At 34.4% G+C, this 15105-nt stretch carries 12 protein-coding genes; 7 read left to right on the top strand and 5 right to left on the bottom strand.

Going from position 1 to position 15105, the window contains the following annotated elements; translation table 11 throughout:
- Positions 1 to 52: 52 nt before the first annotated feature.
- Positions 53 to 1570, bottom strand: a complete 1518-nt coding sequence (locus KC460_04675) for a hypothetical protein (protein ID MCA9770637.1) — start codon at positions 1568 to 1570, stop codon at positions 53 to 55.
- 283 nt (positions 1571 to 1853) lie between these two features.
- On the opposite strand from KC460_04675, the gene KC460_04670 reads away from it, so the two are divergent.
- The gene (locus tag KC460_04670) at positions 1854 to 3209 is read left to right on the top strand and encodes an MBL fold metallo-hydrolase (protein MCA9770636.1); all 1356 of its coding nucleotides are present in this window, start codon (positions 1854 to 1856) and stop codon (positions 3207 to 3209) included.
- Positions 3210 to 3213: 4 nt separating this feature from the next.
- On the opposite strand, the gene KC460_04665 is transcribed toward KC460_04670, so the two are convergent.
- Both KC460_04665 and KC460_04660 read right to left on the bottom strand, forming a co-directional pair.
- On the bottom strand, positions 3214 to 4185 hold the full coding sequence (locus KC460_04665; GenBank protein ID MCA9770635.1) for a hypothetical protein: 972 nt from the start codon (positions 4183 to 4185) through the stop codon (positions 3214 to 3216).
- Positions 4186 to 4267: 82 nt separating this feature from the next.
- Positions 4268 to 5026 (bottom strand): hypothetical protein, encoded by a 759-nt coding sequence (locus KC460_04660; protein ID MCA9770634.1) that lies wholly within the window; start codon positions 5024 to 5026, stop codon positions 4268 to 4270.
- 353 nt (positions 5027 to 5379) lie between these two features.
- On the opposite strand from KC460_04660, the gene KC460_04655 reads away from it, so the two are divergent.
- The 6 genes from KC460_04655 (at position 5380) to KC460_04630 (ending at position 12590) form a co-directional block, all read left to right on the top strand.
- Positions 5380 to 7119, top strand: coding sequence for a cation:proton antiporter (locus KC460_04655; GenBank protein ID MCA9770633.1), 1740 nt, complete (start codon positions 5380 to 5382; stop codon positions 7117 to 7119).
- Positions 7120 to 7194: 75 nt separating this feature from the next.
- The gene (gene rpmE, locus KC460_04650) at positions 7195 to 7407 is read left to right on the top strand and encodes a 50S ribosomal protein L31 (protein MCA9770632.1); all 213 of its coding nucleotides are present in this window, start codon (positions 7195 to 7197) and stop codon (positions 7405 to 7407) included.
- Between the two features lie 20 nt (positions 7408 to 7427).
- A complete protein-coding gene (gene prfA / locus KC460_04645) occupies positions 7428 to 8507 on the top strand; it encodes a peptide chain release factor 1 (protein MCA9770631.1) in 1080 nt (359 codons plus the stop codon).
- A gap of 76 nt (positions 8508 to 8583) precedes the next feature.
- The gene (locus KC460_04640; GenBank protein ID MCA9770630.1) at positions 8584 to 9861 is read left to right on the top strand and encodes a NupC/NupG family nucleoside CNT transporter; all 1278 of its coding nucleotides are present in this window, start codon (positions 8584 to 8586) and stop codon (positions 9859 to 9861) included.
- 142 nt (positions 9862 to 10003) lie between these two features.
- The gene (locus KC460_04635) at positions 10004 to 11704 is read left to right on the top strand and encodes a CTP synthase (GenBank protein MCA9770629.1); all 1701 of its coding nucleotides are present in this window, start codon (positions 10004 to 10006) and stop codon (positions 11702 to 11704) included.
- 22 nt (positions 11705 to 11726) lie between these two features.
- Positions 11727 to 12590 (top strand): hypothetical protein, encoded by an 864-nt coding sequence (locus tag KC460_04630; protein MCA9770628.1) that lies wholly within the window; start codon positions 11727 to 11729, stop codon positions 12588 to 12590.
- Here KC460_04630 and KC460_04625 read toward each other — a convergent pair.
- Together KC460_04625 and KC460_04620 are read right to left on the bottom strand one after the other, a co-directional pair.
- Positions 12587 to 13702 (bottom strand): hypothetical protein, encoded by a 1116-nt coding sequence (locus KC460_04625; protein ID MCA9770627.1) that lies wholly within the window; start codon positions 13700 to 13702, stop codon positions 12587 to 12589. The genes KC460_04630 and KC460_04625 overlap by 4 nt on opposite strands.
- Before the next feature lie 13 nt (positions 13703 to 13715).
- Entirely contained in the window at positions 13716 to 14948 is a 1233-nt protein-coding gene (locus tag KC460_04620) for a hypothetical protein (GenBank protein MCA9770626.1), read from the bottom strand.
- Positions 14949 to 15105 lie beyond the last annotated feature (157 nt).

Genomic DNA, 15105 nt, shown 5'->3' with positions numbered 1-15105 from the left:
ACATCTTTTTATCAGCGAGATTTTCCTTTTTTTACAAAATTATTTCAAGATTTTAATTTTGGGATAGGTTCTTATTATTAAACATCATCTGACAATTACTTACAAAAATAGAAAATATGTATGGAGCAGTAGCATAAACTAGTTGTTTTTCATGTATTGTATCAGTAAACCAAGTCACTTGATGTGTAATAGCTATCAAGGACCATATCTTATCTTGATACATATTGTGATATTTTAAATCTTGTGATGCATAGAGGATATTTTTTTCAAAAAGAGTTTTATTGTTGAGAATGTCTTTTGTATATCTCTTTTTATTATCCCCATAATTTTTTTTATTAAAGAAGGATTTTTTTTTAGGCGTATTTTGGGTCGAAGATTCTTTTTGAGAAGTAAACGATGGGTTAGAGTGGATCTTTTTTTTTACATTACTATCACATTTGGGAGTATCTTCTTCTTTTGTATCATATATTGCTTCATATCGACTGCGATTTTCTTCATCATGTGTGTTTATTTTCCACTCTATAGAACATGTAAATGACTTACCTTGTTTTTGGATATTTTTAATTTGAGACTTTTGTAAATTTCTTTTTTTACGAGCTATATATTGTTGAAATGCCCATTGCTCCATGGTAGGTATAAGCCAAGATTGTTTTTCTGTTCTTAAAAGTGGTGGTATTGATTTAGCTTTTATATAAGCTGTTGCAAGCATATATAACTCAATACTTTTATGATGCTCTGCAAAAAATAAAATAGTATCTTGATGTTTTTTATATTGATGGATAAGTGCAAGCCAATTTTTTTGTTTTTTATGCGGTTTAGTATGTGTCCAAAGCTGTTCGTATTTTTGAGCTTGTTCTTGAAAGATTGTTTCTTTTTCCTCTTCAACTAATCTTGGTAAGTCTGCAATATACTTATCTACTTCTTTATCAATAAAAAACACTTCTTGTGCTGTAACGGGTAGATATGGAACGACTGTTTTTTCTACTCTTTTTCGTGCTCTAATATACCAGGGTGATGACTGATTTGTGGTGACTACTTGTGTAGATGATTTTGCTATCGGGGTTGTCTGTGCAGTCTCAATTTTTGCTGATATGTCATTAAAAGCATTTATAGTCGCTGTTATTAAATACTTATAAAAGTTTTGTAATTTAGTTTCATCTTTATCTGTATATTGGTTTTGAACATCGGTATAAATACAATTTTCAAATTTTTTATTAGTAAGTAATGTGCCATGCTCTAAGAATAGGCTTGCATGATGTTTTGATTCGAAGCAAGGGGTGACATATTCACTCATTCTATTTTGTATTAAATCAATACACATTTTTTTTGTATATAGTGGTGAATTTGGTTTTCTTCCAGCACTTGAAGGTGTAAGGTCCTCCATATCTTCAGGAATTTCGCCACGCTCGAGTACGTGAAATGTCTTTTGTAGTACGGTTTTTGTTGCTTTAGTGTAGAAGATTGTTTGACTATTATTCAAGTTTGTATGCATTGGATAGACCAGATTTGGAATAATGAATGTAATAAAGAAAAAATATGATACCAATCGAGGCCGAGCGATTATATACATTTTTTAAATTTCCACATAACAAAAATATAAAATTCAATTTTTATAGTATGAACATCTTTGATTTTTATTTCAAGTAATTTTGAAAAAAATAAAATTTACTGATGATCTAAGGGTTAGTGAAACAACAAGATCTTATTGTTTTTTGTGATTGTTTTTTTGTACGCTTTTTTCGTATATACGCTATATCAGAGTTATTACTTTTGTGAAAAAAATAAAAAAGGATCAGTATAAGCATCTTCGTGTCATTATTTATTTTTAACCATTTAATATATTTGGGTAGTTGATGAAAATAACGTTTCTTGGTGGTGTGGATGAAGTTACTGGTTCTAAAACATTAGTTGAGTATAATGGAACAAGAATCCTGGTTGATTGCGGTTTGTTTCAAGGTGACAAAAATGCAAGACAGCGAAACTGGGACCCATTTGTAGTAGATCCAACAACCATTGATGCAATGGTTCTTACTCATGCACATATAGATCATACAGGATATATACCTCTTTTGGTTAAAAACGGTTTTTCTGGTCCTATTTATTGTTCAAAGCCAACCAAAGAATTGGCAAAAATATTGTTGATAGATTCCGGTTTTTTACAAGAAGAAGATGCAAAAAAAGCAAATAAATATGGCTACTCTCGCCATAGGCCAGCGCTTCCACTGTATACAGTAAAAGATGCAGAAAAATCACTTAGCTTCTTTCAAGAAGTTGATTATAACGTGTCCATTACTATTGGGCCGTTAAATGTTGAGCTCATTATGTCTGGGCATATTCTTGGATCCTCATTTGTTGTAGTATCTGATGGGAAAAAAACAATTATATTTTCTGGTGATCTTGGTCGTCCAAATCAGCTTGTTATGAAAGATCCTCCACCCATAGCAGAGACAGACTTTTTAGTTGTTGAAGGGACATATGGGGATAGGTTGCATGCAAGAGGTGATCCCGTACAAAAATTAGGCAAAATTATTAATCGTTCCGTGGTAAAAAAAGGTGTTGTTGTGATACCGGCATTTGCGGTTGGTAGAACACAAACTATTTTGTATTGCTTGTATCAGTTAAAACAACAAAATATTATTGCAGATATTCCTGTTTTTTTGGATAGTCCCATGGCTATAAGTGTTACTGATTTATTTTGTACATTTAAAGATGAACACAAGCTACCAGCCGATCGATGTGGTGATATTTTTGAAGTTGCTATGTATATGCGTACTGTTAAAGAGTCAAAGGAAATTGATACCTATAAAGGTCCAATGATTATTATTGCTGGTAGTGGTATGGCGAATGGTGGACGAGTTAGAGATCACCTCAAACATTTTATTTCTGATAAAAAAAATACTGTTGTTTTTACTGGTTTTCAGGCAAAAGGAACAACAGGGCGATATCTTCTTGGTAAACCGGAAAAAATTAAACTATATGGTAAATGGTATCCGGTGCACGCAAAAATAGAAACTATAGAGGTTTTTTCTGCGCATGCTGATTATAATGAAACGTTGGATTGGTTGGGAAACTTTAAAAAATCCCCTGAAAAAGTTTTTATCAATCACGGTGAATCTGATGCAGAGTGTTTGTTGAAGAAAAAAATAGAAAAGCGATTTGGTTGGTCAGTTATTATTCCCAATTATTTGGATAGCTTTGATTTAGAATAATTTTTTACTTTTTTACATAAAAACCGTACCATTCAGTAGTTTTATATTCTTCATTAATTTTTTGAATGGTTTTACTGTACTTTTGTTTTGTTTCTTCAATTCGTGCTTGTAAGCGTATAGCGCTTTCTTTGTCGCCTTTTTTAACAACTTCATTAAATAGTTTTATGTATTTTTTTGTTGCTTCGGCATACGCGTGCAATAAATTTAAATCACCGACTAGTGAAAGAAACTCTATGCTTGGAAATTTCTCTTGAAAAGCTTTTTCTTTTTCTTGTAACAATATTTTGAGTTCTTGTTCTTGGTCATCTTGTATTGTGCCGACTTCGAGAATTTGTTGCATAGTTGGTGCGCCGCTTGGCAGGTCTGTAACTTCTTCATTTACTGTCATTTGAATTTTTTCTTGTGAGAGATCGGTTTCTGTTTCCTCTACATCGGATTGTGCTTCAGATTGTTGATCTTGATTCGTTTCTGTTGGTGTAAATACTGGTGCTACGTCCTCTTGTTCTTCAGTTATCGTAGTAGTGTCTGGAGTATCGTTTGCTACATCTCTGGGTTCTATGTCTTGATCTGTGGTTGATTGTTCTAAAGCTGGACCAGTTGCTACTGGTGCTTCAATATCTTTGTCTGAAATATCAGGCATATCTTGTCCTTCAGTACCTGTAGTAGGTTCTTGTTGTTCTTCTGTTAATTCAAGGATATCGGTTAGTGATGATTTATCTTCATTATCCGCAGGTGTTGCTATTACAATAGGTGCCTCCTCCTTCTGAGGTGTAATGGTTTTGGAGGTTATAGTGCTTTCTGATTGCTCTGTTGCAAGCATTTTATCTATGTCTATCTTTTTTTCTACTTGTTTTAGTTGTAAAATTATATGACCAACCTCTCTTCTAATATCGTCTAGCTGTTCTTTGAATGCGCTGGCACTGCATATTTTTATACTAATGATACTGATGATTGTAAGGTATTTTATATTTTTCATAATGTACTATCCTTTCTTATTTGTTTTTATTATTTTTAATGGCCAATATAGTTGTAGTACTACCGCCATTATGTTCTGTATGTTAATCATCAGTGGCTTTCGCATCAGGAAGTTCAATTAGTTTAGGTTTGGCTTTATCTGTTGGATTATCAAAGTCCTTGAATGTCGATGGTTGAGGTTGATTTTCAATGATTGAGTTTGATTCTATATTTGATAATTGTTGTTGTTCTTGCAAAATTTGTAGAAGTTGCCGTGAGCCTTGCTCTATCGGTGGAGTTGACTGCAGTATTGAACCTATACGTGCGATGTCATATTTAAGTGGATTGACTAATTCGTTTATTACTTGTTTCATTACTGATTCAAGATCTGCAATTGTTAGATCAATACGTGATGCCGCTCTGACTGCTAGTTGTCCGGTTTCTTCATGAATATAGTGAATAAGATTTTTACCTAACAGTTTTGTAAGTCTAGATGATTGTTTTCCTATATTATTAAGGCCTTCGACGATATCAAGAAGTTTGGGTATAACGTCAAGTGCCATAGAAAGTTTTATTTGTGTATCTGTTTCTCCAACCGTTTTGATGATGTGTTTTTTTAAGTCAAGCAGCTCTTTATTGATGCTGTTTGATACATTAGATGTTACGGTAGTAAAGCTATCAAGTGTTGTTTTGGTTTCGTATACAGCTGTTAGTATTTTAAAAATATTGATTGCCGCTGTAGGGGTTTTTTTAAGAAGAGATAATATCTTATCTGCAGTATTTTCGTCAGTGCAATACCCGAGGTTGGGAACAAGTATACTCGAAATAACAAGAATCGATAGCATGAGCTGCTTACTATTCATTACAATCTTCCTTTTTTAAAGGGCATACGAACGCTTTCTGAGTATTTTCAAACACGTATTATTACATTTTTGCCCGAGTAAGGCTCTAGGCCCCACTAATTAATTCAAATATACAAAATTTTATAATAAAAAATCAATATATTTTATAGGCTTTATCGACAGACAGTGCTGATTGTAAGCGACTTTAAGTTGGTTTTTTTACAATGGTGTGACTATATAATTATTTTTTGTTGAATATTAGATGAAAATGTCTTATTCTGCTTGGTTTTTATCTATTCAAGCGCTACAATTGATGTAGTAATACTAATCTGTGTTGGCCGAATACTGAATAATAACATAAGGAGCATGAGATTATGCAAAATGGATTTATATATCTAGCTGTGGGGTTATCATGGGTGACATCAATTGCTGCTCGTAGCAAGCCCATAGCTATACCAGCAGGTATATTGCCTAATTCAGGGTTTGACACAATTTTTGTTGCAAAGTGTGCTTTGTTTATTTCGTTCATCCTGCTATGGACTGTAGGAATAGGTAGAGCATTTAAGTGGCTTTTTCGACTACCTGTTACCGCAGGGCAGATTGTGGCGGGAATTTTATTAGGTCCTTCTTTGCTTAATATTAATGGATTTTATTTTTTTACTTCACCCATTTATCTTTTTGATAATGCTACTGGCAATGTATTTTCTTTAGTATCTTCTGATTTATTTATTTTCTTTATCGTTGTTCTTTCCTCTGTATTGACTGTTTCGTATCTTTTATGGCTTGCTGGTCACGAGACTGATGTTAAAGATATCATAAAAGTTGGTACAACTGCTGTTGGTGCTGGTATACTTGGTACGATATTGCCTATTGCTGGGACTGTTGGGACGCTTGCTCTGCTATTTCCTTCATGGTATACACTTGTACAGTCAATGGGATTAGGACTTATTTTCTCAGCAACAAGTGTATCTATTCCTGTTGCTATGCTTTTTGCGTATAAAAAAATGCACTTAAAAAGCTCTAAAGCAACACTTGGCGCCGCGGTTATAGATGATATTACCGCAGTTGTTTTATTATCGATTTTTTTAATTTTGATTCAATCCGGCACATTTGGTGGTGCTTGTTCGGTTGCACTTCACGCCGTATCTCATGGTTGTAAAACAGTACCAGAAGCGCTTTTATATATGCTTACTTCTTTTATTTTGCTTTTTTCTGTGGGATTTTACCTTATTCCACCAATAATTAGTTGGCTTAAAAAGCGCCATTCTACATATATGATAGCATCTTTTGCAAACGGTATTATGTTGATTTATTTTGCCGGTGCAGAGTTAATAGGTGGTCTTGCTGGTATTACCGGGGCTTATTTTGCAGGCTTGTTTCATCGCTTGGGTGATCATAGACATCAGGCAGAAAAATCAATTTCTCCTTTTGTTAATGCTGTTTTACTTCCGCTTTTTTTAGGCTCAATTGGTCTACATGTTAATTTGCAGCAGTTGTCTTTGAAGCAGTGGGGTATTGTTATTCTTTTATTGGTTGTTGCGATTCTTGCTAAGCTCGTTGGTTGTTTTGTTGCTACATATGCGCAGAATATTTTTAGCAAGAAGAAAAATATGCAATGGTCAGCTCTTGAGTCATATTTATTTGGTTCTTCCATGGTTGCTCGGGGTGAAGTGGGTCTTGTGATCGCAACTATTTTGAATGGTGCGCATATTATTTCTCCAGACCAATATGTTATGTCAATTGTGGTAATCGTTTTAACAACAATTGCTGCACCAATTATGCTGGCTTTTGGGTTTCATCAGCTTGATATTATGCCGGTATCTCAGCAGCCAGCAGATGAATTTACTCTTAATGTTGGCTTGTTTAATGTGGTTGGTACCTCTCAAATGTTCTCTATTATTGTTGGAATGGTTGAAGCAACGCAAAAATTTAATACAATTATTAGCTTGAGTGAAGGCAGTAAAATTGTTGATTTAGAAGGATATGGAGTAAAAATTATACTTGATCCGGATGATGGTATTATCTTTAAGGGAAATCGCCGTAAAATTGAAAGTATCTTGCAGCTGGTAAAAAGTGCGGTTGCTCAGGAGGTATCTCGTCTTTCTGCATTGTAACTTCTTTACAAAAAATCATTTTTAAGTGATACTGAATGCGGATATAGGTATATTATTTAACTAGGAATAGGCAGTATGAAAAAAGATATTCACCCAGTGTTACATGAAATTACCGCTCGATGTGCATGTGGAAACTCATTTGAAACACATTCAACTAAAACGGATTTGCGTGTGACTTTATGCTCAGCGTGTCATCCTTTTTATACTGGCGCTCAAAAATTTGTTGATACGGCTGGTCGTATTGAGAAATTTGAAAAGCGTTATAAAAAGTTTTCAAAAAAATCATAACGTGTTTTAATAGATCTATTATGGCACTCAATTGGGATACAATACAAAGTCGTCATGATGAAATTGGTGTAAAATTAGCTGATCCTCAGTTAGATAGTAAGCAACGATTAATCTTGCAAAAAGAACTTGCCCGCCTCACACCGGTGTTACAAAAACACAATGATATTGTTGCGCTTGAACGGAGAATTGCCGATTCTAAGCAACAGGTTGAAGAGGCGCAAGATTCTGAAATGGTGCAACTATTTCAAGAGGATATACAAGAGCTTAATGAACAGCTTGAGGCTGAACAAAAATTTCTTGATGATTTAATGTATCCACCGGACGAACATGATGACCGCTCGGTTTTTTTGGAAATTCGTGCTGGTGCTGGCGGTCAGGAGGCTTCTTTATTTGCTGGTGATTTGCTTAAAATGTATACCATGTATGCTGAACAAAGCAAAAACTGGAAAGCAAGTATAGAAAGTGCAAGTCAGACAGATTTAGGTGGTTTTAAAGAAGTTGTTCTTTATATAAAAGGCAAAAATGTGTACGGTCACCTAAAAAATGAATCTGGTGTGCATCGTGTGCAACGAGTTCCGGCGACTGAAAGCTCTGGTCGCGTTCATACATCAACAGCAACAGTAGCCGTGCTTCCTGAAGCGAAAGAAGTTGATATGAAAATTAATCCAGCAGACTTGCGTATCGATGTGTTTCGTGCCAGTGGTGCTGGTGGTCAGCATGTCAATACAACTGATTCTGCAGTACGTATCACACATGTGCCAACTGGTGTTGTGGTCAGTTGTCAAGATGAGCGTTCTCAGCATAAAAATAAAGCAAAAGCGATGAAGCAATTGCAATCTCGCTTGTTGCTCGCACAAATTGAAAAGCAAGAAGCAGAAATGCGTAAAAAGCGCAAAGCGCAGGTTGGCACTGGTATGCGTGCAGAAAAAGTGCGTACCTATAATTATCCACAAAATCGCGTAACTGATCATCAAGTTAATATGACGCTTAACAAACTTGATATGGTCATGACTGGCAGCGCGCTTGATGAAATTATACAGGTATTGCGAGATAAGGATCGTGAAGAACGTAAGCAACAATCGTTTTTAGTTACTTCTTAATTTGTTTTTTTTCATTTATACTACCCCTCATGTTGTTTTTCTTAAACTATTGGTTGAATTATTATAAAGGGGTTCAATGTTTTTTGCGTATTTACTTGAGCACAATCGCTATTTAAATGTCACGGGTATTGTTGCTATTTTGGCTATAGCAGCATTGTTTTCAAAAAATAGGATGCAGATTAATATACGATTGATTTTTACTGCATTAGCTATGCAATTTGTTGTTGCGTTTACGGTTTTGCGCACGAGTTTAGGACAAGCTGTTTTGCAATGCATTGCTGGAGCTATAAAACGTTTGTACGAATTTGCCGATGATGGCGCAGGATTTTTGTTTGGTAATTTGGCAAATGATTTTAATACATCGTGGGGTTTTATTTTCGCAGTGAAGGTGTTACCTATTATTATCTTCTTTGGTGCATTTATGGCGTTATTATTTCATTTGCGGATTGTGCAAGCGTGTGTTGCTGCAATTAGTTTTGTAGTTCGGCCGATCCTTGGTACTTCTGGTGCAGAAACGTTGTGTGCGATATCAAATAGTTTTTTGGGGCAAACAGAAGCGCCGTTATTAGTTCGTGATTATTTGAAAAATATGAGTAAATCAGAATTGTTTGTTGTTATGGTAAGCGGTATGGGGACTATCAGCGGTGCTATTATGGCAGTTTTTGCTGCAATGGGTGTGCCAGCTACACATATGTTGGCAGCAAGTGTGATGGCAATTCCTGGTTCTATTTTGATTGCAAAAATTTTGTTACCAGAAACAAAACAAGAAATACCTGGTAAGCAAGAAGCCCATGTTATGCTCGAACCATCATCAAAAAATGTATTTGATGCAATTTCGAAAGGGACATCTGATGGATTGAGTTTGGCACTGAATGTTGGTGCAATGTTGATCTCATTTCTGGCACTCCTTTCTTTAGCAAACTATGTATTAAGTTATGGTGCATACCAATTAAATTTTGTTTTAGATTTTTTTGGCGTTATTTACCGTTTGCCGGAGCTTACGTTGGATATGATTTTTGCATATTTGTTTGCGCCGTTTGGTATGCTACTTGGTTTTACTGGGCAAGAAGTTTTTGCAGCAGGAAAATTATTAGGAACTAAGGTTGCAGTTAATGAATTGGTTTCTTATGGACAGTTGGTCCATATGCCAGAGCTTTCTGAGCGTACGGTGAGTATTTTAACGTATGCATTGTGTGGTTTTTCAAATTTTTCATGCATTGGTATACAAGTTGGTGGTATTGGTGTACTTGTACCAGAAAAACGCCAATGGTTGACTGAACTTGGCCTGTATGCAGTACTTGGAGGCGCATTAACCAATCTACTCTCTGCAATGATTGCAGGGTTGTTGTTATAATCTGTAAATCTGTATTTCAATAGATAATATAGTAACTGGTCTTAAGTGGGAATAATTATTTTTTAAAAAAGGAGAGGGGATTTGTTACACTAAAAGTCATGATTAATTAAACGACTATACAACAAGAGAATAAAGGTATGTTATGCAAACACGATTTATCATGGTTACTGGTGGGGTAATTTCTGGAGTTGGAAAAGGGGTAACTACCGCATCACTTGGAAGAATTTTAAAAGAATATGGGTATAAAACAACCCTCATTAAGATTGATCCATATGTTAATTATGATGCTGGTACGTTGCGGCCAACTGAACATGGTGAAGTGTGGGTAACAGATGATGGTGGAGAAATAGATCAAGACCTTGGTACGTACGAGCGTTTTTTGAATGAAAATCTATCTAAAAGAAATAATATAACAACTGGTCAAATTTACAAAGCAGTAATTGATCGTGAACGAGCGGGTGGTTATTTAGGCCAAACGGTACAGTTTATTCCTCATATTACCGATGAGATAAAAAACAGAATTTTACAGGTAAGTAATGGCTATGATATTGCGATTATTGAACTTGGCGGTACAGTGGGTGATTATGAAAATATTCCCTATCTGTTTGCATTTAAAAGCTTGGAAAGAGAATTTGGTGCTGATTATACGGCATCGGTCTTAGTTACTTACTTGCCAGTTCCTGGCCACATAGGTGAAATGAAAACAAAACCAACTCAGCAAGCAATACGGCTGCTTGGGCAAGAAGGCATTTTACCAGATTTTATTATTTGCCGTTCAAAAAAACCACTCGATAAAGAGAGAAAAAAAAAGATAGAAGCGTTTGCTAATATCGTTTCTGAACATATTATTGCCGCGCCAGATTTAGATACAATTTATCGTATGCCGCTTTATTTAGAGGAACAAGACATTGGTAAAAAGTTACTTAAACATTTGAGTCTACCGCTACGAAAACAACCAGATTGGTCTGGCTGGAAACAATTAGTTGAAGTGATTGAGAAGCCGAAAAAGCATATTAAGGTTGGTGTTGTTGGTAAATATGTAAGTATTGGAGATTACTGCATTGCCGACAGTTATTTGAGTATTTATCAAGCATTAATGCATGCGGGTGCGCAAGCACGCATGGGTGTTGATATCACGTGGATTGATGCACAAAATTCTGAAAATAACAATCAGGGATTAAATCAACTTGATGAATTTGATGGTATTATTATTCCGGGAGGCTTTGGTAGTAGTGGTGTTGAAGGAAAAATTAATACTATCAGGTATGCACGAGAACATAATATTCCTATTATTGGTTTGTGCTATGGAATGCAGTTAATGGTCGTTGAATGGGCACGAAATATGTGTGGAATGCCTGATGCGAACACGACAGAAATTGATGCAAAAACACCATATCCGATTATTGATATTTTGCCTACGCAGAAAGTGATTTTGAAGGATAGTCAATATGGTGGTACCATGCGTTTGGGGGCGTATAAAGCTGATATAAAAAGAGAAAGTGTTGTCTATGATTTATATAAAAGAAAAACAATTTCAGAGCGTCATCGGCATCGTTATGAAGTGAATCCAAAATATATTGATATTCTTGAAGAAAAAGGAATACTTTTTTCAGGGCAGCATGTACGTGCTGATGGTACTAAATTAATGGAATTTATTGAACTGTCACCAACGGTGCATCCATTCTTTGTCGCAACGCAAGCACATCCAGAATTCAATAGCCGTTTAGGGGCGCCAAGTCCATTGTTTTATGGATTTGTTAAAGCATGCTATGATAAGAAAAATCATAATTTTTCTATTGCTAGAGTACACGGTATAGCTAAAAAAGAATGCGTGTTATTTTAATTTTTTAATGATGAAAGAAGTAATGAAGTCTTTTATTCTCGTCTTACTCTTTACAATGATGTCTATCTTTTCATGTACTATCCAAATGTATGCTATGTTTAATTTGGGTGCAAGTATAAGTATTGCATCGAGTTCTAGGATCGGTAAGGAAAAAGAAAAAATTAAGGAGTTAAAAAAAGTATTACCAACAAATCTTTGTATAGAAGTTGATAGCGCTGAGCTTTTACCAATTATTAATCAAATAAAAAAAAATCAGGAGTACTGGAAAACCTATTCTTGTTTGACTAAAGGAGAAAAAGAACTTATTCAGTTAGTAGATGCTTTTGAGCTATCAAAAAAGGAAATGTGTAAAAAATATATAACATTGCTGTGGGGAAATAAACAAAAAGATGGTAATTTATTGCATACTTTGCCTATAGAGTTAATTAAGCATATTTGTTTATTTATTGATTATTCTTCTATTTTTAAAAGTGTGGGATTATCTGATATCCAAATGCACAATGTGTTTACTCAATCAAGAAACAAAAAGCAAAAAAGCCTAAATCCTGTAGATCTTCCAATTTCCACTCTTTCATATCCTATTTATATTTCATATTCAACTATTATGGTTCTTATGGATCATGGTTTTAATTGGACATATGAAAATAATAGAAAGGTAATTTGCTCATATGGAACAATTGGATGTCATCGTTTCAAATTAACAGGTGATTGTGCTCAAGCACTGAAAACTATGCATGAAATAAAAAGATATATTTTAACAGGATGTTTACATATTAACAGTGGAAAACTATACTCACAAAAAATATCTGGTGATATAAATATTATATCACCAGAATATATTAACAGTCTGGAAAAACTAGGATTTCAGGTGGAACTAAATAACTAACATTTTTTACCAGTTCGTGTGTATGCTATTGTATTATTATGAATTAATAACAAACCAACTGCATTATACTCCAGTATTTTTGTAGGGCGAGATATCCAATTGATAATATGTTTTTTTCTAAACAATATTCCTGCGTTAGCAACAGATAAATACTGATATATATTTTTATACGGAATGTATAATATTAGATATGTTTGTTTGGGTATGTTTTTTTGTCGAAGTAAGCTTAGAAATATTTCTGTGTCTTGTGTAAGAATTAATAAAAAAGCATATGTATTATGTTTTAACTGCTGCGCAAAAAAATCAACAATGAGTTCTGGACATTGCCATGCTTTTGCAGATCCATTATAGCAGTATACATATGCGTTTTTGTGTATTTTTAATTTTGTACGGATTTTGTTTCTCCAGCGTTGTACCTTCTGTGTAGGAATAATCTCAGGAATATCGTCTTGCGCAATACTCATTCTTTTTGGGTCAGCATTATATGTTTTGATTAAATACTTTTTTAATGCGGGGCTGACAGCTTCGATATGTACTGCCGTTTTCTTTGTGTTAGCCTGCCATAGTTTTGATAACGGTTGAAAGTGAATTTGAAAAAACGGTATCGAAAATCGAGTTTGATAGATCCACTTTTCCAATTTTTTAAGTTGCCAAGCACGTAACATATAGAATAGGTGTAACAGTACATTTTTTTCATTTGAATGTATATACTTATGTTCTTCTGATAACAATCCACGAGCTTGAACAATAAGTTTTGAGCAGTTATTTTTTATTGCGTATAGACACATATAGCCTGCAAATGGGCCACGAGCAATGCACTCATACTTACTAAATTGTGAGAGTGTTTTTTTGAGCGAATAAGAAAGAATAGTACCCGAAACAAATGGGTAGAGAAAGAGTCGTTTCTTTTTTAAAATATGTAATGTTATTCCTAAATTGTTAAGCCGAGTGATAATGGTACCGCTCGGCTTATTGTGTTCATATGAAATAATATGAATATTGTGTAAGGGTATTTCGTGTTGTTTTTTTAACAGCGTTTCGAGTACTTGGCTTTCAAACACTGAGTTGTTAATGCCATCGTAGATAACAAAAACAATTACTTTTTGGTTCATTCATATTTAAAGGTTACGGTCCAGAGTCTTTTGTTTTATTGTCTACTGAATTATCTGAACCTCTGTTTTCTTCTTCATAAAGATCTTTTTTAATTTCCTGGATGTTCTGGTTTATTTCTACTACTTTTTTATGTGTACTGCCAATCAGAGTATTGCCTTGTTTTACATGATTTGTTACTTGAGCAATACGTCCACTAAAGTCATCTTGTATGTCAGTAAGTTGATTAGAGGTGTTTTTTTCACTTCTTTGAATTTCGCGCGTAATGTTCTTTTCGTTAGAAGTAATTTGATTTTTTAGGTCAGCAATGTCAGACTTTTCTGCTAAATTATATGGAAGCTGATTAATTATATTCTGACTTGTATTTACCGTATCATGTATACTTTGAATCGCTTTTTCTTGTACAGAGTTAATGGCTGCAGATACAACAGCTTGTGTATTGTGAATTGTTTCGTGCATTTTCTCTAATGTTTGTTGCGCCATTATGCTATTTTTATATTGTTGTTCTGTAGTATTTTGTTTTGCAGTCAATAACTTTGTTTTCTCTTCTGCTTGTTTTTTTTCTTCCTGTTGCAATACACGTTTATGCATTTCTTCTAGATACAGTTTTTCTTGTTCCTCAACTACAGTTTTAGGTATCTTGCTTCGTAATAACTCAAGTTGAGTGATAAGGTCTACAGCTTCTTGTTGCTTACTATCTGAAAGTAATAGAACATTTTTTTTGATGGTGTGTATCGATTCAGTTATAACTTCATAAAGATTGAACTCTAGACCCTTGGTAGCATTGTTACTTTTTGCTTTGGAAAGTTGCTGGATATTTTCTTGTGTAAATTCTTTTCTGTCTATAAGTAAGCCGTATTCTCTCCGCACAGTAACTATACTATTCCATGCATGATTTTGCTGTTCTTGAATTTTTATTGTCCGTTGTTTTTCTTGTTCTTCTTGTGCAGCACGGTGTCGATAGTACTCAAGTATTTTTTCATGCTCTCTTTCTTCTTGCTTATTTTCGTTATATAATTTTCTCTTCTCTAAAGCATATTTACTATTTGATTCTCCCTTACTTTTTCCCCAAAAATATGCACCTACCGGTGTAGTAACAAATATGACACCAGTGACAATTGCTACTCCCAGATGTTTTATATTACTTGGATCGAAAGTAAAACTAGCATTTGCTGGTATTGCGTGCATGCATAATGCAAGAATACCAACTAACAGCATTTTGTTCTTGAATGAGTGTGTTTGTTTCATAATTTTTCCTAATACAATTATTACTTATAAGGGCCAACATATGTTGGCCCTCAACAAAAATACTTTATGAAATGATACTTAGAACCTATCCCAAAATTCATAAATGCCTCAAAGTATAGAATATAGCGGCAATTTGGATTGCTGCTATATAGTTTTC

The organism is Candidatus Dependentiae bacterium, from assembly GCA_020431705.1.
In the GTDB taxonomy this organism is placed as follows: Bacteria; Babelota; Babeliae; order Babelales; family Vermiphilaceae; genus JAGQHQ01.
The sequence above is the reverse complement of the archived record's forward strand: the minus strand, read 5'-3'. Positions and strand labels throughout refer to the sequence as shown.

What these genes read in the sequence shown, in the direction of transcription:
- KC460_04675 (MCA9770637.1), bottom strand. Translation starts at nt 1,570, where the DNA reads ATGTATATAATCGCTCGGCCTCGATTGGTATCATATTTTTTCTTTATT.
- KC460_04670 (MCA9770636.1), top strand. Translation starts at nt 1,854, where the DNA reads ATGAAAATAACGTTTCTTGGTGGTGTGGATGAAGTTACTGGTTCTAAA.
- KC460_04665 (MCA9770635.1), bottom strand. Translation starts at nt 4,185, where the DNA reads ATGAAAAATATAAAATACCTTACAATCATCAGTATCATTAGTATAAAA.
- KC460_04660 (MCA9770634.1), bottom strand. Translation starts at nt 5,026, where the DNA reads ATGAATAGTAAGCAGCTCATGCTATCGATTCTTGTTATTTCGAGTATA.
- KC460_04655 (MCA9770633.1), top strand. Translation starts at nt 5,380, where the DNA reads ATGCAAAATGGATTTATATATCTAGCTGTGGGGTTATCATGGGTGACA.
- rpmE (MCA9770632.1), top strand. Translation starts at nt 7,195, where the DNA reads ATGAAAAAAGATATTCACCCAGTGTTACATGAAATTACCGCTCGATGT.
- prfA (MCA9770631.1), top strand. Translation starts at nt 7,428, where the DNA reads ATGGCACTCAATTGGGATACAATACAAAGTCGTCATGATGAAATTGGT.
- KC460_04640 (MCA9770630.1), top strand. Translation starts at nt 8,584, where the DNA reads ATGTTTTTTGCGTATTTACTTGAGCACAATCGCTATTTAAATGTCACG.
- KC460_04635 (MCA9770629.1), top strand. Translation starts at nt 10,004, where the DNA reads ATGCAAACACGATTTATCATGGTTACTGGTGGGGTAATTTCTGGAGTT.
- KC460_04630 (MCA9770628.1), top strand. Translation starts at nt 11,727, where the DNA reads ATGAAGTCTTTTATTCTCGTCTTACTCTTTACAATGATGTCTATCTTT.
- KC460_04625 (MCA9770627.1), bottom strand. Translation starts at nt 13,702, where the DNA reads ATGAACCAAAAAGTAATTGTTTTTGTTATCTACGATGGCATTAACAAC.
- KC460_04620 (MCA9770626.1), bottom strand. Translation starts at nt 14,948, where the DNA reads ATGAAACAAACACACTCATTCAAGAACAAAATGCTGTTAGTTGGTATT.